The following is a 19,355-nucleotide window of genomic DNA, read 5'->3' on the forward strand; positions in this document are numbered from 1 at the left end:
GCAGGGCGGGCCGGTCAGGCGCGCTTGCCGCTGAGGCTGACCGGGCCCAACGGGTATTTCACGTTGTGCTGGTCCACCCATTCGACGTACTGGCCGCGCGCGCCGGGGAAGCCGATGGCGACCCAGGCCTTCATGTCCTTGTTGCCGCCGTATTTGGGGTCGGCCAGGTAGCCGTTCTTGGTATCGCCCAACAGCTGCGAGAAGAATTGCGATGCCTTGAGCGAAGCCTCGCCAAGTGCGGCAAAGTCCACGCCGTTCTTCTGCAGCGCGGTCAGGAACGCGTCCTGCTGCGGGGCGGCAAGGCGTTCGAACGGCTTGCCGTGCTGCGCATGGGCGGCCTGCTGGGCCAGCCGGATGCCATGGCGGTAGATGTCCTGCGGTGCGTACGGCAGCTGGAAGCCCAGCGTGGCCGGCGCCTTGGGGTCGTGCGGGCCCTGCAGGTAGATGTCGGCGCCCAGGCCATCGTGCAGCTGCTGGTCGATGAAGACCGGCACGTTGGTTTCCAGCGCGCCCGGGCCCTTGCCCTCGGCCGGGATCAGCCGGTCGCAGGCGGCCAGCACGAAGGCCCACTCGGCGGCAGTGAAGAAAACGGGCTTGTAGTGCTGCAGATGAACGTCTTCCAGCCCCTTGGCACGGAGCTCATGCAGCGGAATGGCGGCAACGGGGACGGCGACGGCCGTCGCTTTCAGAAAGGCGCGACGTGAAAACGGGGGCGTTGACATGTGGGGTCCTATGGCAAGCCAGGCGCTGTCCCCACGCGAATCTTTGTTCTGTACCCCGGATTCGTCTGACGACTGGAAATAAGTCGGACATCGTACATCTAGTTTGTTATGGAGCGCAATGATTAGATTGCTAATTGATTGTCCGGCGGCGTGGATAGTGCGCGGATGACTGTGTGTGTGCGCGCCGCCGCAGCGCCTTCCTTGTCGTGTTTCGTGGGCTTTCCGATAGCACCATGGGCTGGCTGCGCGATCTGCGGCGTCTGGCACGAATCAACGGGCGAATTACCCCACAACGACAATCCCAACCTGTATTTCGGCAATTTCCGAGCAAAACCAAGGGGCATTGCATAAAGCACTTTGTGTAAAAAAATACATAGGCAGAATGGTTTTTGCTGCCTCTTGCATCACTTGAACGGAGGTGCTCCCGCTTCAAGGGAATGGGTAACTGACAACACGCGGCGGCTGCGCCGCGCAAAGGAGAAGGACATGTTTGGTCTTTTTGACACCATCATCGATGCGGCTTCCTCGGTTGTGGACACGGTTGTGGACACGGCCAGTTCGGTTGTGGAAGTCGCGTCCGATGTGGCCAGCGGAGCGGTCGATCTGGTTGCGGATGGCGTGGGGGCCGTTGCTGACGTCGTTTCGGAGAATCCTGGGACCACCGCCGCAGTCGTGCTTGGTGCGGTGGCCACCGGCGGCGCGGCGCTGGCGTTCGCACCCGCCATCGGCGCTGCAGCCAGCGCGGCGGGTCTCGGCGTCGCTGGCGGAACGCTCTCGGGCGCAGCTGCCAGTTCGGCGGGCCTTGCTGCGCTGGGCGGTGGAAGCCTCGCGGCAGGCGGCATGGGGATGGCGGGAGGTACCGCGGTAGTGACGGCAGCCGGAGCAGTTGCTGGTGCAGGCGTATCCGGTGGCGCGGCAATCGCCGCGAACAAGCTCACCGACCAGGCCTGACATCAAGCGGGCGAACCTTTGGCAGGCGTCGCGATGGACACAAAGGCGGCCAAACGTGCGGGTAGGGCGCCTTGCCGGGAATCCTGATCGCAAATCCCGTGGCAAGGACGGTCTGGGGGGATTTGCGGGCGGTCACCGGCATCGATTAGGGTTACGGTTGTGGCGTCCGCCCCGATAACAATCCCGACTCCCGCACGAGGAAACAAGAACATGACCCCCTGGCTCACAAGGGCCGCCGCGGCCATCGGCTTTACCCTGGCCCTGATCGGCGCCGCACCGGCGCAGGCCGCGGATGCCCCCGTCACGCTGACCATCACCGCTGGCACCCAGCAGAAGACCCTGACCCGCGATGCGCTGCTGAAGGACCGGCGGCTGACCAGCGTTACGGTTGACGACGACAACTACAAGCGCCGCATGACGTTCAAGGCCATCCCGATGGCGGCGCTGCTGGCCGGCCTGCCGGCGTCGCCGGATGGCAGCGCCACCACGGCCGCCACCGACGGCTACGTCTCGCATCTGCCGCTGGGCCTGCTGCTGGCCGACCGTACCGACGGCCCGCGTGCCTGGCTGGCGGTCGAGAACCCGGCAAAGCCATGGCCGAAGCTGAAAGGGCAGGATATCGGCCCGTTCCGGCTGATCTGGACCGTGCCGAAGTCCGCGAAACAGCCCGACGCGCCGGTACGTATCACCGAAAGCCTGTGGACCTGGTCCATCGCACGCATCGATCTGGGCGGCACGGCTGCCGAGCGCTTCGCGGCAATCCGCCCGGCCGAGGGCGAGCCCGCCGACGGCCCCGTCATGCGCGGCTTTGCCGCCTTCCAGCGCGTCTGCTTCTCGTGCCATTCGATGAACCGCGCCGGCGACGCCAACCTGGGGCCCGACCTGAACGTGCCCTATAACCCGGTGGAGTACCTGGGCGACGACAAGCTGTCGAAGCTGATTCGCAACCCGCAGGCGCTGCGCTGGTGGCCGGGCTCGAAGATGTCTTCGATCGACGAAAGAACGCTGTCCGACGCCGAACTCAAGGATCTGCTGGCCTATCTGCACCACATGGCGGGGCGCAAGGTAGAGACCCCGCCGCCGGGGCACTGAGCGCGGCGGGGCATTGCTTCGCCAGCCGCGTCAGACGTCGATGGCGGCGGCCGACTGCAGCTGGCGCCGCAGTTCGAACTTCTGGATCTTGCCGGTCGATGTCTTGGGCAGTGGCCCGAAATACACGGCCTTGGGCACCTTGAAGCCGGCCAGCAGCGTACGGCAGTGGGCGATGATTTCCTCGGCCGTGGCGCTGGCGCCGTCCTTGAGTTCGACGAAGGCACAGGGCGTCTCGCCCCACTTGGCGTCGGGCTGCGCCACCACGGCGGCGGCCATCACGGCCGGATGGCGATAGATCGCGTCCTCGACCTCGACGCTGGAGATATTCTCGCCGCCCGAGATGATGATGTCCTTGCTGCGGTCCTTGATCTTGATATAGCCGTCGGGCATGCATACCCCGAGGTCGCCGGTATGGAACCAGCCGCCGGCGAACGCCTCGCGCGTGGCGCGGTCGTTCTTCAGGTAGCCCTTCATGCAGATGTTGCCGCGGAACATGATCTCGCCGATGGTCTCGCCGTCGCGCGGCACCGGCTGCATCGTGTCGGGGTCCAGCACGGCCACGCCCGCCTGCAGGTGGTAGCGCACCCCCTGGCGGGCCTTCAGCACGGCACGTTCTTCCATCGACACGTCGCGCCATTCGTCCTGCTCGGCGCAGGCGGCGGCCGGGCCGTAGACCTCGGTCAGGCCGTAGACATGTGACAGCTCGAAGCCCATCTGCTCCATCTGCGCCAGCACCGCGGCCGGTGGCGGCGCGCCCGCCACCATGCCGCGCACCGGCCCGCGCAGGCCTTCGCGCCACGTGGCCGGGGCGCTGACCAGCGCGGTGTGGACGATGGGTGCGGCGCAGTAGTGGGTCACGCCTTCGTCGCGCATCAGGTCGAATACCAGCTTGGGATCGAACTTGCGCAGGCAGACGTTCACGCCGGCGCGGGCCGCCACGGTCCACGCAAAGCACCAGCCGTTGCAATGGAACAGCGGCAGCGTCCACAGGTAGACCGGATGCTTGGCCATGTCCCATTCGAGGATGTTGGACACCGCGTTCATGGCCGCGCCACGGTGGTGATAGACCACGCCCTTGGGGTCACCCGTCGTGCCCGAGGTGTAGTTCAGCGCGATGGCGTCCCATTCGTCGGCGGGCATCTGCCAGTCGTAGGCGGGGTCGCCGCCGGCCAGGAACGTCTCATAGTCGGTGTCGCCAAACGGTGCGTCGGGCTCGGGGCCCAGCACGTCATGGACCGCGATCACCTTGAGCCCCTGCACCTCGCGCGCAAGCTGGCGGGCCACGTCGGCAAACTCGGTGTCGGCCAGCAGCACGCGCGCCTCGCCATGGCGCAGCATGAAGACCAGGTTTGCGGCGTCCAGGCGGATGTTCAGCGCATTGAGTACCGCGCCGGACATCGGCACACCGAAATGGGCCTCGATCATGGCCGGCGTATTGGGCAGCAGCGCGGCGACGGTATCGCCCTTGCCGACGCCGGCACGCGCCAGCGCACTGGCCAGCCGGCGGCAGCGCGCATAAGTGTCGCGCCAGTTCTGGCGTACCGGCCCATGCACGATGGCCAGGCGCTGGCCGTAGACCTCGGCCGCGCGGGCGATAAAGTCGAGCGGGGTCAATGGCACGAAATTGGCGGCGTTGCGGGCCAGCCCGGTGTCGTAGTCGGTCGGCATGATGCGTGTCTCCTGTCTGGATCCTGGTGGATTCGCGTTGTGTTGTCGGGGCCACGCTATCATTGCGCGCGGGCTGACTCTGTCGTCCAGGCGACAGAGCTGCCCCAACCGCGACATTGCAGCATCTTGCGCCCATTTGGCGTAAGTTTCGCGTCAGATTCGATTGGGTAACCGTTACCGCAGGCTCATGAACGTCCACGAAGCGCTTGAACAACACGACTGGTATCGCGCGCTGGCGCCGGCGCACCAGGCGCTGGCCGCCTCCGGTACGGTGGTGCGCACGTTCGCGCCCGACAGTTATATCGCGCGGCGCGGCGAATACTCGCGCCACTGGATCGGCGTGGATGCGGGCCTGATCAAGCTGGCGGTCTACACGCCGGACGGGCGCGGCTGCACGTTCTGCGGCGTGCCGGCCGGCGGCTGGTGTGGCGAGGGTAGCGTCATCAAGCGCGAGGACCGGCGCTATGACGTGATCGCCATCCGCGAATCGCGCGTGCTGCTGGTGGAGGAAAAGGTCTTCAATACGCTGCTGGCCGACAGCCTGCCGTTCGCGGGCTACGTGGTGCGCCAGCTCAACGAGCGCATGGGCCAGTTCATCGCCATGGTGCAGAACGACCGCCTGCTGGGCGCCGATGCGCGCGTGGCGCAAGCCATTGCCCAGCTGTTCCACCCGGCGCTCTATCCCAAGACCACGGCGGTGCTGGAGTTGTCGCAGGAGGAAATCGGCCTGCTCACGGGGCTGTCGCGCCAGCGCGTGAACCAGGCGCTGCGGCGGCTCGAAGCCGAAGGCATGGTCGGGCTGTCGTACCAGACCATCCGCGTGACGGACCTGGAAGCGCTGCGACGCTTCGGGATGTCGGAACTGTAGGGGCGGCAGCCACGCCGCATGGCCGATTCGCCCCGCTACGCGTTGCAAGCCAGCCGCGCGTTGCACGGAGCGGGCGGAACACTGGCAAAATTCGTACCGATTCCCCAATTCCGTGCCTTCCGTCCTCATGCAACAGCCTCTGGCCAACCTCGCGGCCATTTCCCTCGATCTCGACGATACCCTGTGGCCCTTCACCCCCGCCGTCATCCGGGCCGAGCAGACCCTGCACGACTGGCTGCTGGCGCAGGCGCCACGCACATCGGGGCTGTTGACGTCGCCGCAGGTGCTGGGCGAACTGCGCACGCGTTTCCAGGCCGAGCGGCCCGACCTGTCGCACAGCCTGCGCGAACTGCGGCTCGGGTCGATCCGCATGCTTCTGGAACTGTCGGACGAGGACCCGCAACTGGCCGAGGCCGCCTACGACGTGTTCTTTGCCGCGCGCCAGCGCGTGGATTTCTTCGAAGACGCGTTTCCGGCGCTGGAATGGCTCAGTGCCCGCTTTCCGCTGGTGGCCGTGTCCAACGGCAATGCCAGCCTTCACGTGACGGGCGGTCATCACTTCTTTCATGCAGCACTGAATCCCGAAAGCGCGGGTTGCGCCAAGCCCGATGCCGCGATCTTCCATGCGGCGGCCGAACTGGCCGGATGCAGGCCCGAACGGATGCTGCACGTCGGCGACGATGCGGACCTGGATGTGGTGGGTGCAATCGCGGCCGGCGTCCAGGCCGCGTGGGTGGTGCGCTCGGACGATGCCGAGGCCGCGCGCTGGGCCCGCAGCAGCCAGGCGCCGCATGTGATCGTGCGTGACCTCCATGCACTGTGCCGGGCCATCGACCCGACCTGCCCGGTGGCGCGGGCGATGCCGGCCGGGGCCGCCTGGTGAGCGCGGCGCAGCAGCAGAGGACATCAGGGGATTCGGGCATTGGCTGGCTGCTGGTGATAGTGACGGCGGTGGGATGGGGTTTCGGCTGGCCCGCGATGAAGATCCTGATCCATGACTGGCCCGCGTTGTTTGCCCGGGGTTCCGCCGGCATGCTGGCGGCGGTGGGTCTGGCGGTGCTGGCTGCCATGCGTGGTGAAAGTCTGGTGCCGCCGCGCGGGCTGGCCCGGCGCCTTTTGCTGACCGCAGCCATCAATGTCTTTGCGTGGATGGGATTCACCGCCTTGTCGCTGCGCTGGCTCCATGTGTCGGAGGCCGCGCTGCTGACCTATACGCTGCCGATCTGGACCACCATGCTGGCATGGCCGGTGCTGGGTGAGCGTCCCGCGCCGCAAAGCGTGGTGGCGCTCTGCGTCGGCATGGCCGGACTGATGCTGCTGGTGGGTGGTGATATCGCCAGCCTGGTGCACAAGCTGCCGGGCATTGCCCTGGCGCTATCGGCGGCGTTGCTGTTCGCGCTGGGTGCGGTGACATCGCGCCGGCCAATCGCCATGCCCCCGATTGCCCTGAGTGCATGGCTGATCGGGCTGGGCTCGCTGATGATGATTGCGATCGGCCTGGCGACCGAACATCCCGACCCGTCGCGGCTGACCGCAGCGGGCGCCGGGGCACTGGTCTACATGGCGCTGGGGCCGATGGCGCTGTGCTATCTGGCGTGGTTTGGCGCGCTCAGGCGGGTGCCGCCCGGTTCCGCGTCGGCCGGGTTGCTACTGGTACCGGTGATTGGCACGGTGTCCGCCGCCTTCATGCTGGGCGAACCGCTGGGTGCGCGCGTGGTGACGGCGTTGGCCGTCACGCTGGGTGGCGTGGCGCTGGAACTGCATCGCAGTACGAAAGCAGCCCGCGCCTGAAGCCGGTTGGCCGGCCGGACCCATCTGGCCGGACGTTGTCAGTCCTCGGACTTTTCCTGCGGCACGGCCTTGCCGAGCAGTTTGCCGAGCAGGCCGTTCTTGCCGGTGCCCTGCTGGCGTTGCGACTTGGGCGCCAGGCCTGCCCGGTTGGCACCGGCCTGCTTCAGATTGTTGTTGATCTTGAGGCCCTTGTTCTTTTCCAGGTCGGTTTTCTTCACGGACAGCTTTCCAATTGGTTAAGCCGCGCATTGTACGCATGTGCGGCAGGGGGGCGGGAGTCCAGGCCGCCTCAATCTTCGCTCTTGTCGTCGCCCTTGATGGCCTGCTTGGTCGCCTGGTAGCCGCGCTTGGTGGTATCCGCCACCGCGTGGCCGGCATCCCGTGCGCCATGACCGATGGTAATGCCGGCTTCCTTGGCGCCGTGGCCAATCGTGCGGGCCACATCGGCCACGGCGTGGCCCGTCTTCTTGCCTGCTTCCTTGACGCCTTCCTTGAAGGCGTGTGCATCTGACGACACACTGGCATGCGTCAGGGGGCTTACGGCCGCCATGGCGGCCAGCGACATCGTGAGGATCGTCGTGCGGAGCTTCATGTTCGGTCTGGTCCGTAGCGGTTTCACGTGCCTGTATTTTACTCGCGCCCGCGCCAGGCCGCCCCGACGCGGGCCGCGGGGCTAGCGTGGCGCCGGCCCCGGTTCCGTGATCGCGCTGTAGACCAGCGTACGCAACTGGCGGCGCACCGGGTAGGCCGACGACGGCAGCAGTTGCGTCAGGAACAGGCCGATCAGGTCTTCCTTGGGGTCGACCCAGAAGAACGTGCTGGCCGCGCCGCCCCAGAACATGTCGCCGGCGCTGCCCGGAATCAACGTGCTGGCCGGCGCGATGGTGGTGGCAAAGCCCAGGCCGAAGCCCACGCCCTCATAAGTGGCCTCGCTGAACATCGAACGCGACAGGCGCGGCAGGTCGACCCCGCCAGGCAGATGGTTGGCGGTCATCAGTGCCAGCGTCTTGGGCCCCAGCAGGCGCACGCCATCGAGTTCGCCGCCGTTCAGCAGCATGCGGGCAAAGCGCATGTAGTCGGCAGCCGTCGACACCAGGCCGCCGCCGCCCGACAGGAATCCGGGCGGTTGCAGGTAGGGGCTGGTCTGCGGATCGTCCTGCAGCATCGGGCCGCGTGGCGTGATGACCTTGGATCCGAGCGCACCCACCGCGTAGCAGGCGCAGAACCGCGCGGCCTTTTGCGCCGGCACGTGGAAGCCGGTATCGACCATGCCTAGCGGATCGAATATTCGCTGCTTCAGAAAGGTGTCGAACGGCATGCCGCTGATCTTGCCGACCAGATAGCCAAGCACATCGGTCGCCACCGAATAATTCCAGGCCTCGCCGGGCGAGAATTCCAGCGGCAGCGTGGCAAGCTTGCCGATCATGTCGTCGAGCGTGCCTTCGGTAGCCAGTTCGCCGATCTTCAGCTTGCGGTAGGCCGCGTCGACGTTGCTGTTCTGCTGGAAGCCGTATGTCAGGCCCGAGGTATGACGCAGCAGGTCCACCACCAGCATCGGCCGTGCGGGCGGGCGGGTCTGGAAGCCCTCCATGAAGCCGCCCGCGAATACGCCCAGGTTTTCCCAGGCCGGAATGTACTTGCTGACGGGGTCGTCGAGGGCGATCCTGCATTCCTCCACCAGCATCATGATGGCGACCGACGTGATCGGCTTGGTCATCGAATAGATGCGGAAGATGGAATCCTCGGCCAGCGGCACCTGCCGCTCGCGGTCGGCCTGGCCCAATACCGTGTTCAGCGCCAGTTCGCCGCGCCGCCAGACCTGCACCAGCGCGCCCGGCAGCTTGCCGGTGGCGATGTAGGTTTCGTCGATAAAGCGTCCGATCCGGTCCAGCCGATCCCGGGACATCCCTTGCGTCTCCTGCATCACCGCGCCTCCGTGTTGGATTGAAGTCGGGGCGCGGGCCGCCGTCAGGCGGAGGGTTTGCGTTCCCCCCACGGCAGCGTTCCGCGCCAGGGCCATCCCAGCGTCATGCCCGCGGCAGCCAGCAGGATCAGCGCCGCCCCGCCGATTTGCGACAGGTGCAGGTGATGCCCGAAAGCCAGCCGGTCAACCAGAATGGCCACGATAGGATAAATGAACGACAGGGCGCCTGTCAGGTGCGTGGGCAGCTTCTGGATCGCGCCGTACAGCAGGATGTACATCAGCCCGGTATGGACGAAGCCCATGGTCGCCAGCGTGGCCCAGGGCAGGGCGCCGGCCGGCAGGTCGGCGCGCAACGCCATCGGCAGCAGCATGACGGCCCCGACCAGCACGTGGATCAGTGCGATCAGGTGCGGCGGCACGCCCTTGAGCCGCTTGGCGATCAGCGCGGCCAGCGCGTAGAAGAACGCCGCGCCCAGTGCCAGCGCGATCCCCAGCAGGTAGTTGCCGTGCGCCGCGCCCGCGCCGGGCTTGCCCTGCACGATCAGCAGCATGCCCGCGAACGCCAGCAGCAGCCAGGCGACTTTTGCTACGGTCAGACGCTCGCCCAGGAACAGCGCACCAAGGGCCACCAGCATGAACGGCTGCGTGTTGTACACCGCCGTGGCGATCGAGATCGAGGCGCCTTCATAGGCCGAGAACAGCAACAGCCAGTTGGCGACGATGGCGACCCCGCCGGCCACGGCCAGCAGCCCTTGGCGCAGCGTGATGCCGCCCGGCCGCAGGTAGCCGCGCGCCAGGCAGACCGGCACCAGCACCATGGCGCCGAAGGCGCAGCGCCAGAACACCACCTGCGTGACCGGTCGGCCCGATACCACCACCAGCCAGCCGATGGTGCCCGAGATCACCATCGCCGCCACCATTTCCAGCATGCCCCGCGTTCTGTCGTCCACGGCTGTCCCCTGTTCCCTGTGATTGCGCCTTGGCAAATGAGGGTTGCAGTTTAAGGGCTCTGGCCTACAATCCACAGTCGAAAATGCAGGCGATATGCGCTTTCTTTTGTTTTTTATAAGGCAGTTTTCCGGAAATACCTTATGTCACTCGACGATACCGACCGCCGCATCCTGACCCTGCTGCAGCAGGACGCCCGCATGCCGGTCAAGGCGCTGGCCGAGCAGGTGGGTTTGTCGTCCCCCGGGGCGTCGGAACGGCTGCGCCGTCTTGAGGACCGTGGCGTGATCCGCGGCTTCACGGTCGATGTGGAGCCGCGCACGCTGGGGTTTTCGATGCAGGCCATCGTCCGCATCAAGCCGTTGCCCGGCAAGCTCCAGGCGGTGCAGAAGCTGATCGAGGCCATCCCCGAATTCGCGGAATGCGACAAGGTCACCGGCGACGACTGCTTTATCGGGCGGCTGTATTTGCGATCCATCGAGCACCTGGATCATATCCTGGAGCAGATCACGGAGATGGCCGAGACCAGTTCGGCCATCGTCAAGTCGCAGCCGGTGAAGCGGCGCCTGCCGCCGCTATAGCCGCGGTCAGGTACCCAGACCGGGTAAGGGCTGTGGGATAATCCCCAGCTTTGCCCGGCGCCCGGCTCACAAGGCCGCCCGCACGGGTTTGTCCAGGCCCTGTCGATCCCCCCGTGGGCCGCTGCGTTTGCGTAATTTCCAAGCACCCACAATGCCCACATACCGTTCCAAGACCTCCACCGCCGGCCGCAACATGGCGGGCGCGCGCTCGCTGTGGCGCGCCACCGGCATGAAAGACGAAGACTTCCAGAAGCCGATCATCGCGGTGGTCAACTCGTTCACCCAGTTCGTGCCGGGCCACGTGCACCTGAAGGACCTGGGCCAGCTCGTCGCACGCGAGATTGAAGCCGCCGGCGGCGTGGCGAAGGAATTCAACACCATCGCCGTCGACGACGGTATCGCCATGGGCCACGACGGCATGCTGTATTCGCTGCCGAGCCGCGACATCATCGCGGATTCCGTGGAATACATGGTCAATGCGCACTGCGCCGATGCCATGGTGTGCATCTCGAACTGCGACAAGATCACCCCGGGCATGCTGATGGCCGCGATGCGCCTGAACATCCCCGTGATCTTCGTCTCGGGCGGCCCGATGGAAGCCGGCAAGACGCGCCTGGCCAACCCGGTGACCAAGACCATCGAACTGAAGAAGCTCGACCTGGTGGATGCCATGGTGATGGCCGCCGACCAGTCGTATTCGGATGAGGAAGTGGCGCAGGTCGAGCGTTCGGCATGCCCCACGTGCGGTTCGTGCTCGGGCATGTTCACGGCCAATTCGATGAACTGCCTGACCGAGGCGCTGGGTCTGTCGCTGCCCGGCAACGGCACCGTGGTCGCCACGCACGCCGACCGCGAGCAGCTGTTCAGGCGCGCCGGCCAGCGCATCGTCGACCTGGCCCGCATGTACTACGAGCAGAACGACGAGCGCGTGCTGCCGCGTTCGGTGGGCTTCAAGGCGTTCGAGAACGCCATGACGCTGGACATCGCCATGGGCGGTTCCACCAACACCATCCTGCACCTGCTGGCGATTGCCCGTGAAGCCGAGATCGACTTCACGATGACCGACATCGACCGCATGTCGCGCGTGGTGCCGCAGCTGTGCAAGGTGGCCCCGAACACCAACAAGTACCACATCGAGGATGTGCACCGCGCCGGCGGCATCATGGCGATCCTGGGCGAACTGGACCGCGCCGGCAAGCTGCACACCGACGTGCCGACCGTGCATACGCCCACGCTGAAGGATGCGCTGGACCAGTGGGACATCGTCCGCACGCAGGACGAGGCCGTGCGCACGTTCTACATGGCTGGTCCGGCGGGCATCCCCTCGCAGGTGGCGTTCAGCCAGAACACGCGCTGGCCGAGCCTGGACCTGGACCGCGCCGAGGGCTGCATCCGCTCGTATGAGCACGCATTCTCGAAGGAAGGCGGCCTGGCCGTGCTGACCGGCAATATCGCGCTGGACGGCTGCGTGGTGAAGACCGCGGGCGTGGACGAGAGCATCCTGGTGTTCGAGGGCACGGCCCACGTGACAGAGTCGCAGGACGAGGCGGTCGAGAACATCCTCAACGACAAGGTCAAGGCCGGCGACGTGGTGATCGTGCGCTACGAAGGCCCGAAGGGCGGCCCGGGCATGCAGGAAATGCTGTACCCGACCAGCTACATCAAGTCCAAGGGCCTGGGCAAGGCGTGCGCGCTGCTGACGGACGGCCGCTTCTCGGGTGGTACGTCGGGCCTGTCGATTGGTCACTGCTCGCCTGAGGCGGCAGCCGGTGGCGCCATCGGCCTTGTGCGCGATGGCGACAAGATCCGCATCGACATCCCCAACCGCACGATCGATGTGCTGGTGTCGGACGAGGAACTGGCTACCCGCCGCGCCGAGCAGGATGCCCGTGGCTGGAAGCCGGCCAAGGCGCGTCCGCGCAAGGTGTCGGCTGCGCTCAAGGCCTACGCCAAGCTGGTGATGTCGGCCGACAAGGGCGCCGTGCGCGACCTGTCGCTGCTCGACGACTGATCTTCCGGGCCTGCCGGCCCGGTTGCGCATGCAACGCCGCGCGCCCCGCCCGACGGGGCGCGCGGCGTTTTTGCTTTGGGCGGTCGTGCTTGCTGGCAGGGGGATGGGGCGGGACCGGGTTTCAGCCCGTAAAACTTTGATGCGCTGCAAAGTGACACGGCACCGGGCCGGCGCCTATAAGCCTGATGACATGGCTGTTTCGCAAGTTTCATTCTGCAAAACCTCGGCGATCCAGGAGCGCGCATGACCCCCGTCCGCAAGCTGTTGCTGTCCCTGTCGGTGCTGTCCGTCCCCATGCTGGCCGCTGCGCCCGCTGCCCAGGCGCAGGCGTGGCCGAACAAGCCGATCCGCATGGTGGTGCCATATCCGCCCGGCGGGCCCACCGATATCGTGGCGCGCGTGGTGGGGCAGAAGCTGTCGGAGCGGCTGGGCCAGCCCATCGTCGTCGACAACCGCCCCGGCGCCGGCGGCAATATCGGCGCCGATGCCGTTGCCAAGTCGGCGCCAGACGGCTACACGATGCTGGTGGCGACCACCGCGCACGCCATCAACATGACGCTGTTTGCCAAGCCTGGCTACAACACGCGTACCGACTTCGCGCCGGTGTCGATGCTGACCAGCGGCCCGCTGGTGCTGGTGACCGCACCGTCCACCCCGGCCAGCAACGTGGCCGAACTGATCGCGATGGCGAAGGCGAATCCGGGCAAGGTCACGTTCGCCAGCTCTGGCAACGGGCAGTCCACCCATTTGTCGGCCGAGCTGTTCGACAGCATGGCCGGTATCCGCATGACCCACGTGCCTTACAAGGGCAGCGCGCCCGCGCTGACCGACGTCATGGCAGGGCAGGCCACGGTGATGTTCGACACGATGCTGTCTGCCATGCCGTTCGTGCGGGATGGCAAGCTGCGCGCACTGGCCGTGACCGGCGCCGCGCGCTCTCCGGCGGCACCCGATATCCCCACCGTGGCGCAGGCCGGCCTGCCCGGCTACGAGGCCACCGCGTGGAACGCGCTGCTGGTGCCGGCCGGCACGCCCGCAGCCGTGGTCGACAAGCTCAGCGAGGCGTTGAAGGCCGTGCTGACGCAGGACGATGTGCGGACGCGCTTTGCCACGCAGGGGTTTGCCGCCACATGGACCTCGCCGCCGGACACGGGCAGGTTCGTTGTCCACGAAATCGACAAATGGGGCAAGGTGGTGAAGGCGTCGGGCGCGACGATCGACTAGGCGGCGCGGCGCGTCATGACGCGCCCAATTCCGCTGCCACGGTTGCGATCACGGGCTGCCAGTCGCCGGCGTCGGTCTGCGAAACCAGCCGCGCGGAAGGATACCAACGGCTGTGGCCGATCCCCGGCGCGGTGTCGATCCGCCAGCGCCAGTCGGATGCCTTGCCAAGCATCAGCCACGTCGGCTTGCCCATCGCCCCTGCCAGGTGCGCGATGGCGGTATCGATCGACACCACGGCATCGAGCGATGCGATGATGGCCGCCGTGTCGGCCATGTCTGTGATCTCGTGCGTGAAATCGTGCAGTTGCGCGGTGCCTGTATAGGTGGTCAGCCACGGCGCATCGGCAGCCGGTATGTCCCGTTGCAGGACAACCCAGTCGATATCGTCGAGCGCGAACAGCGAAGCAAGCTGCCGCAGCGGAACCGCGCGATTTTCATGGGGCCGCACGCGTCCCGACCATGCGATGCCGATGCGTCGCCGTTTCAGTGCGGATATTCGGCCGCGCCACGTCTCGCAGACCACGGCTGGCGCCTGCAAGACCGTGGGCATGGCTGGCACGGATTCCGGCGTCGTCCCGAGCACACCGGGCAGGCTCATCAGCGGGCACCAGGCCTGCGCATCGGGTGGCGGGTCGCCCAGCGCGGCCACGGCGATGCTCCAGGGTGCTTCGAGCGGCTTGAGAAGGCGCAGCAAGGCTGGCTGCACACGTAGCACGACCCGCCCCGCGCGCTCGCGTGCGAGCGGTATGAAGCGCAGGAAATGCAGCGTGTCGCCAAGCCCCTGCTCGGCATCCACCACCAGGCTCCCGCGGTGCAATGCGGCGCCATCCCAGCGCGGCCACGGCGGCGCGCCCGTGTAGGCATCCATCTGCAGGCGCCATTCGTATTCAGGCAGCCCGCGCGCGAAATCGCCCGCCGATAGCCACGTCAACGCACGATGGAAATGCGCATCGGGCCAGCCGGGCCGCAGCATCAGCGCATGCCCGAAGGCGTGTTCGGCATCGGTGTAATGTCCAAGCGCGAGGTGTGCGATACCGAGGTTGATCCATCCCGGCAGGCATTCAGGGTCCTGCCTGACCGTCGCATCCAGTTGCCCGATGGCCTGCGCATACCGCTCGATCGCGCACAGCGCCGTGCCCGCGCCCAGCCGGGCTTCGATGGCTGTCGCATCCAATGCCAGGGCGCGCAGGAACGCATCGGCCGCCATGGCGCATTGTCCGGCACCCTGCAACGCTTGTCCGTGAAGGGTATGGAATGCCGCGCGGCCTGGGCAGAGCTGTGCGGCGCGGCTGGAAGCTTGCAATGCAGCGTCGTGCTCGGACAGCGCCAGGCGGGCGGATGCCAGGTTCGCCAGCGCGGCGGCGTCGTCGGGCTGCAATTTCACCACGTTCTCGAAGCAGGCGGCTGCCTCGGCCGCCTTGCCTGCGGCAAGCCAGGCCTGTCCCAGGTTGAAGTGCGCTGCCGCCATGGCCGGCGCGAGCTGTGTGGCACGCCGCAGGCAAGCCACGGCCGCGTGGATGTCTCCGGCGGCCTTGCATGCAATGCCCAGGTTGACGATCAGGGCGGCATTCCCGGGAGCCATTGCAGCCGCGCGCTGCAGCAACGCGATGGCATCGGCCGGGTGGCCTGCCTGGTGGAACAACAGGCCGAGATGGTGAAGCGCATCGACGTGGTCGGGGTTCGATGCCAGCACGGCGCGATACAGGCGCTGCGCCGTGGCGAAGTCGCCGCGCCGGTGGGCGTTCAGGGCGTGCTGCAAGGCTGTCATGGATTGGCGGCGTACATCGTTCAGATATCGGTGTGGCGGGGCGATTGTGTAGGGGAGTGCGGCATGCGAACGGTCACCACCTGCCAGCGAGGGGTGCAGGAGTGGCCGTCTCCTGCCGTCTATATACGCAGACCAGTCAGGTCTTCACTCCGAACCCCACTCGCAGGAGAATTTCAGCAGTGCAAACAATTCCACGCAATCCCACCGTCATCGCCGCGTTGTGCGCGACCATGCTGACCGCCTGTGGCGGCGGCAGCAGCGACAGCACGACCCCGACCACCCCTCCGGCCGCCGTGCAGTCCATCACCGGCAAGGCCATCGACGGTTATCTGGTCGGCGCAACGGTGTGCCTGGACCTGAACGCGAACAACCTGTGCGATAGCGGCGAACCGTCGGCCACGACGGATGCCAGCGGCAATTTCACGCTGCCTTACACCGGCGACACCAGCGGCAAGCGCCTGCTCGTGCAGGTCACGCCGGCCACGAAGGATCTTTCGCGTCCGGCCGGCTTCACGTTCCCGGCCAGCTACACGATGTCGGCCGTGCTCGAAGGCGGTACCACCGGCCAGCACGTGTCGCCGCTGACGACGCTGGTGACCGCACAGATGGAAGCCGGCATGAGCCGCGACGAGGCCGTGCGCGCCGTGCGCACGCTGCTGGGCAACCAGGGCATCGATCCGGGCGCCGACTTCGTGGCCGGCGGCGACGCGGCAACGGCTGCCAAGGCCATCGCCATCATCGACACGATCACGTCGCTGGCGCAGGGCGGCAAGGCCGATGCCGCCACGGTGCGCAACGTGCTGAACGCGATGGTTGCCAAGGGCGACGTGGCCGTGACCCAGGCCGACGTGGACGCCCAGGCCGCCAAGCCGCTGTTCGCACTGGCCGACGCCTCGAAGGTGCTGGCCGAACCGGTGTACAGCTTCATCGATTCGCTGATGACCAACCTGGGCACGCCCACGCAGGCAGTGGTGCAGATCCAGAACAACTCGCTGCGCACCGACCTGCAGGTGCGCATGACGGCGGGCGGCGCCTGGGAGACCGCCACAGGCGATTACCTCGGCGTTGGCGAACCAAGGTTCGAGTACGACATGAAGGCGGATGGCAGCTGGACGTCGATGCTGTCCCCGGCCGATCTGCACAAGCCGCTGCCGCTGACGTCCATCGGCCGCCGGCTCGCAGGCACCGATCCGCTCACCGGCATTGCGTTCCAGTACGAATCCCGCGACGTGGACATGAGCAACCTGCCGGCCTACGACGCAGTCACCGGCGGCCGGTTCGGCCCGGATGTGTCGCTGGCTCCGGCGCTGCGGGACGCCAGGCTGCCGGCCGGCACGCAGGGCTATCTCGGCATCCAGTCCTATGACACGGACCGCGTGGTGTTGCCGGTGGGGATGGGCAACGGCTGCGAGGCCCCGTACGTTCAGGGTAGCGCGTGTCCGGCGCAGAGCGGCTCGTTGTTCGATCCGGCAGCGGTGGTCAACGATACGGCGCTGCCCAGCCCGTTCACCTCGATCCGCCAGCTCGTGGGCCTGACGATGCGCGAGCCGGTGCTGAGCCAGGTGAAGATCCAGATCAACGCCGATGGCTCGGCCGTGTTCACGCTGATGAACTCGGTCTACGGTTCGCAGATCAGCCCGGGCGAGCCGCTGCGCTCGGCAGACTACACGGTGGTCAACGGCTCGTGGACGATCTACGGACGCAACCAGAACGTGATGGTGTTCGACATGCCGGCTGACGCCGCGAAGACGGTGGCCAGGCTGGGGTGGAGCGCATGGGCGGTGGGGCAGGGTGCCAAGCTCGTGTTCGCGCTGCGCGACGGGCAACTGCACAGCGGCCTGCTGTTCCCTGCCGGCTACACGCAACGCGCGTACCAGTTCCGCAATGGACTGCCGGGCGTGCTGACCACGGCGGTGAACTTCCCGACCTGATGCGCTGACCTGCCGCAGCGATGACCGGTGCCGCTGGAGGCCTCACATGTACCGCGCGCCTCCATCGGCATCCACCACCACGCCGCTCAGGTACGATGCGCGCGCCGACGCCAGGTACACCACCAGGTCGGCGATCTCGTCGGCTTGGGCGGCGCGGCCAAAGGGCAGGTGCTCCAGCATTTCCTGCCAGCGCGATTCGTCGTTGAACTTTTGCCTGGCGCGGGCCTTGTAGAGCGTGACCAGGCGGTCGGTCTCGGTGGGGCCGGGATTGACACCCACCACGCGCACGCCGCGCGATGTGGCATGGGCGCCCACGGCGCGCGTGAATGTCGATAGCGCGGCATTGCCCGCTGCGCCGCACAGGTAGTCGTAGCGGGGCATCTCGGCGGCGATGCCGATCACATTGACGATCACGCCTGTGCCGCGCGCCATCATGCGCGGCAGGGCCTGCCGGGACAGGTCGATATAGCCGAACACCTTCAGGTCCCACGCCTCGCGCCACTGCGCTTCGCTCATGGCAGCGAGGCCGCCGCCAGGAATCGCGCCGGCATTGTTGACGAGGATGTCGATCAGGTCGAACGCGGGCGTCAACTGCTCGCGGACCTCGGGCCGCGAGAGGTCGCCCACGAAGGTCTCGACGTCGATGCCATGCTGGTCCTTCAGCGTGCGTTGCGCGCGTGCAGCCGATTCGGCCGTGGTGCCGGCAATGGTGACGCTGGCCCCCTCGGCCGCGAAGGTCCGGGCGCATGCCAGGCCAATGCCGCGCGTGCCGCCCGTGATGAATACCGACTTGCCTTGCAGATGCAGGTCCATGAATGCGTGCTCCCTGGAGGGCTGGCGGACGCGCCGCCTGCGTGATACCGACGATGCAGCATCGTACGCCTGTAGCCGCTATTCCGCCCGGCGTGCCGCGTCGCGCGCCAGCGCCACGAAATTGGTGACGAGCCGCGACGGCCGGTCGCGGCGCCACGCCAGCGCCAGGTCGATGCGCGGCGCCGGGGCGCGCAGCGTGCGGTAGGTGACGCCCCTGGCGGTGAACTGCTGCGTGCAGGCCGGCACCAGCGATACGCCCAGTTCGCCCGATACCAGCGCCAGGATCGACGCGATCTGCGGTGCCGGCTGGCCCAGCCGGGGCTCGAAACCGGCGGCCCGGCACGCGCGCAGCACGGCATCGTGCAGGCCGATGCCCAGCGTGCGCGGCGTCAGGACAAACGGTTCGTCGCGCAGCGCGAGCAGGTCGAGTCCGCCGCGCCCACGGGCCGCCGGATGGGACGAGGGCAGGGCGGCCACCAGCGCCTCGCTTTCCAGTGTGATGACTTCCAGTTCATCGGGCTTCGGCTCCGATGGCCGGATGATCGCCATATCGAGCCGCTTCTGCAGGATGGCGTCGACCAGGGCGATCGAATTGGCCTCTTGCAGCGCCAGTTCGGCATCGGGGTACCGATTCCGGAATGCCCGGATGCTGGCCGCCACGATGGGATTGATGGCTGCGGTGCCCGTAAAGCCCACGCTGAGCCGGCCGGTTTCGCCGCCCCCGGCGCGCCGCGCCGCCCGGATGGCCTGGTCGGCGCTTTCCACCAGCGGCGCCACGGCTTCCAGGAAGGCCTGTCCGGCCTCGGTCAGTTCGGCGCCATGCGGCACGCGATGAAACAGCGGGGCGCCGATTTCCTTTTCCAGGTCGCGGATCTGCAGGCTCAGCGGCGGCTGACCGATGCCCAGGCGCGCGGCCGCGCGCGTGAAGTTGCGTTCCTCGGCCACTGCCAGGAAGTAACGGACATGGCGAAGTTCCATGGGTATTTGTAAAAGGTATCGGGATCGTCTCCGCCATATATTGGACGAATTTCGGCGCCGGCGGTAGATTCCATACGTACTTACC

General features: G+C 67.0%; 18 protein-coding genes. 9 read left to right on the top strand and 9 right to left on the bottom strand.

Annotation, left to right across the window (positions count from 1 at the left end):
- Positions 1 to 14: 14 nt before the first annotated feature.
- Positions 15 to 722, bottom strand: a complete 708-nt coding sequence (locus ACOABP_RS26515) for a gluconate 2-dehydrogenase subunit 3 family protein (protein WP_474228685.1) — start codon at positions 720 to 722, stop codon at positions 15 to 17.
- Positions 723 to 1,208: 486 nt separating this feature from the next.
- On the opposite strand from ACOABP_RS26515, the gene ACOABP_RS26520 reads away from it, so the two are divergent.
- Both ACOABP_RS26520 and ACOABP_RS26525 read left to right on the top strand, forming a co-directional pair.
- Entirely contained in the window at positions 1,209 to 1,673 is a 465-nt protein-coding gene (locus ACOABP_RS26520; protein ID WP_474228686.1) for a hypothetical protein, read from the top strand.
- A 210-nt stretch (positions 1,674 to 1,883) separates the two neighbouring features.
- Positions 1,884 to 2,765: a c-type cytochrome gene (locus ACOABP_RS26525; RefSeq protein WP_474228687.1), complete on the top strand. Its 882-nt coding sequence runs from the start codon at positions 1,884 to 1,886 to the stop codon at positions 2,763 to 2,765.
- Positions 2,766 to 2,795: 30 nt separating this feature from the next.
- Here the strand turns inward: ACOABP_RS26525 and ACOABP_RS26530 are convergent, their stop codons facing one another.
- Positions 2,796 to 4,433: an acyl-CoA synthetase gene (locus ACOABP_RS26530; RefSeq protein ID WP_474228688.1), complete on the bottom strand. Its 1,638-nt coding sequence runs from the start codon at positions 4,431 to 4,433 to the stop codon at positions 2,796 to 2,798.
- A gap of 187 nt (positions 4,434 to 4,620) precedes the next feature.
- Here ACOABP_RS26530 and ACOABP_RS26535 point away from each other — a divergent pair, with 187 nt between their 5' ends.
- The 3 genes from ACOABP_RS26535 to ACOABP_RS26545 all read left to right on the top strand — a co-directional run bounded on the left by ACOABP_RS26535 (position 4,621) and on the right by ACOABP_RS26545 (position 7,092).
- Positions 4,621 to 5,301, top strand: coding sequence for a Crp/Fnr family transcriptional regulator (locus ACOABP_RS26535; RefSeq protein ID WP_474228689.1), 681 nt, complete (start codon positions 4,621 to 4,623; stop codon positions 5,299 to 5,301).
- A 127-nt stretch (positions 5,302 to 5,428) separates the two neighbouring features.
- Positions 5,429 to 6,184: an HAD family hydrolase gene (locus ACOABP_RS26540; RefSeq protein ID WP_474228690.1), complete on the top strand. Its 756-nt coding sequence runs from the start codon at positions 5,429 to 5,431 to the stop codon at positions 6,182 to 6,184.
- A complete protein-coding gene (locus ACOABP_RS26545; protein ID WP_474228691.1) occupies positions 6,121 to 7,092 on the top strand; it encodes a DMT family transporter in 972 nt (323 codons plus the stop codon). Before ACOABP_RS26540 ends, ACOABP_RS26545 begins: the two co-directional genes overlap by 64 nt.
- A gap of 38 nt (positions 7,093 to 7,130) precedes the next feature.
- Here the strand turns inward: ACOABP_RS26545 and ACOABP_RS26550 are convergent, their stop codons facing one another.
- The 4 genes from ACOABP_RS26550 to ACOABP_RS26565 form a co-directional block, all read right to left on the bottom strand.
- Positions 7,131 to 7,310: a hypothetical protein gene (locus ACOABP_RS26550; protein ID WP_474228692.1), complete on the bottom strand. Its 180-nt coding sequence runs from the start codon at positions 7,308 to 7,310 to the stop codon at positions 7,131 to 7,133.
- 71 nt (positions 7,311 to 7,381) lie between these two features.
- The gene (locus tag ACOABP_RS26555; protein ID WP_474228693.1) at positions 7,382 to 7,684 is read right to left on the bottom strand and encodes a hypothetical protein; all 303 of its coding nucleotides are present in this window, start codon (positions 7,682 to 7,684) and stop codon (positions 7,382 to 7,384) included.
- 81 nt (positions 7,685 to 7,765) lie between these two features.
- Entirely contained in the window at positions 7,766 to 8,998 is a 1,233-nt protein-coding gene (locus tag ACOABP_RS26560) for a serine hydrolase domain-containing protein (protein WP_474228694.1), read from the bottom strand.
- A 62-nt stretch (positions 8,999 to 9,060) separates the two neighbouring features.
- Positions 9,061 to 9,966 (bottom strand): DMT family transporter, encoded by a 906-nt coding sequence (locus ACOABP_RS26565; protein ID WP_474228695.1) that lies wholly within the window; start codon positions 9,964 to 9,966, stop codon positions 9,061 to 9,063.
- A gap of 141 nt (positions 9,967 to 10,107) precedes the next feature.
- On the opposite strand from ACOABP_RS26565, the gene ACOABP_RS26570 reads away from it, so the two are divergent.
- From ACOABP_RS26570 to ACOABP_RS26580, 3 genes are all read left to right on the top strand, one after another.
- Positions 10,108 to 10,545 (top strand): Lrp/AsnC family transcriptional regulator, encoded by a 438-nt coding sequence (locus ACOABP_RS26570; protein ID WP_066741582.1) that lies wholly within the window; start codon positions 10,108 to 10,110, stop codon positions 10,543 to 10,545.
- Between the two features lie 151 nt (positions 10,546 to 10,696).
- Positions 10,697 to 12,556 carry a dihydroxy-acid dehydratase gene (gene ilvD, locus ACOABP_RS26575; protein ID WP_066741580.1) on the top strand — a complete coding sequence of 620 codons (1,860 nt, stop codon included), beginning with the start codon at positions 10,697 to 10,699 and terminating at the stop codon, positions 12,554 to 12,556.
- 243 nt (positions 12,557 to 12,799) lie between these two features.
- Positions 12,800 to 13,780, top strand: a complete 981-nt coding sequence (locus ACOABP_RS26580) for a tripartite tricarboxylate transporter substrate binding protein (protein ID WP_474228697.1) — start codon at positions 12,800 to 12,802, stop codon at positions 13,778 to 13,780.
- 13 nt (positions 13,781 to 13,793) lie between these two features.
- On the opposite strand, the gene ACOABP_RS26585 is transcribed toward ACOABP_RS26580, so the two are convergent.
- On the bottom strand, positions 13,794 to 15,548 hold the full coding sequence (locus ACOABP_RS26585) for a tetratricopeptide repeat protein (protein WP_474228698.1): 1,755 nt from the start codon (positions 15,546 to 15,548) through the stop codon (positions 13,794 to 13,796).
- A 179-nt stretch (positions 15,549 to 15,727) separates the two neighbouring features.
- Here ACOABP_RS26585 and ACOABP_RS26590 point away from each other — a divergent pair, with 179 nt between their 5' ends.
- Positions 15,728 to 17,479 carry a hypothetical protein gene (locus ACOABP_RS26590; protein WP_474228699.1) on the top strand — a complete coding sequence of 584 codons (1,752 nt, stop codon included), beginning with the start codon at positions 15,728 to 15,730 and terminating at the stop codon, positions 17,477 to 17,479.
- 42 nt (positions 17,480 to 17,521) lie between these two features.
- Here the strand turns inward: ACOABP_RS26590 and ACOABP_RS26595 are convergent, their stop codons facing one another.
- Together ACOABP_RS26595 and ACOABP_RS26600 are read right to left on the bottom strand one after the other, a co-directional pair.
- Positions 17,522 to 18,292 carry an SDR family oxidoreductase gene (locus ACOABP_RS26595; protein WP_474228700.1) on the bottom strand — a complete coding sequence of 257 codons (771 nt, stop codon included), beginning with the start codon at positions 18,290 to 18,292 and terminating at the stop codon, positions 17,522 to 17,524.
- Between the two features lie 78 nt (positions 18,293 to 18,370).
- Positions 18,371 to 19,270, bottom strand: a complete 900-nt coding sequence (locus ACOABP_RS26600) for a LysR substrate-binding domain-containing protein (protein WP_474228701.1) — start codon at positions 19,268 to 19,270, stop codon at positions 18,371 to 18,373.
- Positions 19,271 to 19,355: the final 85 nt, after the last annotated feature.

Source organism: Cupriavidus sp. HE11 (genome assembly GCF_056097175.1).

Bases quoted from the DNA above. Each gene is read 5' to 3' on its own strand.
- ilvD (WP_066741580.1), top strand. From the start codon at position 10,697: ATGCCCACATACCGTTCCAAGACCTCCACCGCCGGCCGCAACATGGCG.
- ACOABP_RS26585 (WP_474228698.1), bottom strand. From the start codon at position 15,548: ATGACAGCCTTGCAGCACGCCCTGAACGCCCACCGGCGCGGCGACTTC.
- ACOABP_RS26595 (WP_474228700.1), bottom strand. From the start codon at position 18,292: ATGGACCTGCATCTGCAAGGCAAGTCGGTATTCATCACGGGCGGCACG.
- ACOABP_RS26570 (WP_066741582.1), top strand. From the start codon at position 10,108: ATGTCACTCGACGATACCGACCGCCGCATCCTGACCCTGCTGCAGCAG.
- ACOABP_RS26520 (WP_474228686.1), top strand. From the start codon at position 1,209: ATGTTTGGTCTTTTTGACACCATCATCGATGCGGCTTCCTCGGTTGTG.
- ACOABP_RS26560 (WP_474228694.1), bottom strand. From the start codon at position 8,998: ATGTCCCGGGATCGGCTGGACCGGATCGGACGCTTTATCGACGAAACC.
- ACOABP_RS26525 (WP_474228687.1), top strand. From the start codon at position 1,884: ATGACCCCCTGGCTCACAAGGGCCGCCGCGGCCATCGGCTTTACCCTG.
- ACOABP_RS26540 (WP_474228690.1), top strand. From the start codon at position 5,429: ATGCAACAGCCTCTGGCCAACCTCGCGGCCATTTCCCTCGATCTCGAC.
- ACOABP_RS26535 (WP_474228689.1), top strand. From the start codon at position 4,621: ATGAACGTCCACGAAGCGCTTGAACAACACGACTGGTATCGCGCGCTG.
- ACOABP_RS26530 (WP_474228688.1), bottom strand. From the start codon at position 4,433: ATGCCGACCGACTACGACACCGGGCTGGCCCGCAACGCCGCCAATTTC.
- ACOABP_RS26580 (WP_474228697.1), top strand. From the start codon at position 12,800: ATGACCCCCGTCCGCAAGCTGTTGCTGTCCCTGTCGGTGCTGTCCGTC.
- ACOABP_RS26555 (WP_474228693.1), bottom strand. From the start codon at position 7,684: ATGAAGCTCCGCACGACGATCCTCACGATGTCGCTGGCCGCCATGGCG.
- ACOABP_RS26600 (WP_474228701.1), bottom strand. From the start codon at position 19,270: ATGGAACTTCGCCATGTCCGTTACTTCCTGGCAGTGGCCGAGGAACGC.
- ACOABP_RS26515 (WP_474228685.1), bottom strand. From the start codon at position 722: ATGTCAACGCCCCCGTTTTCACGTCGCGCCTTTCTGAAAGCGACGGCC.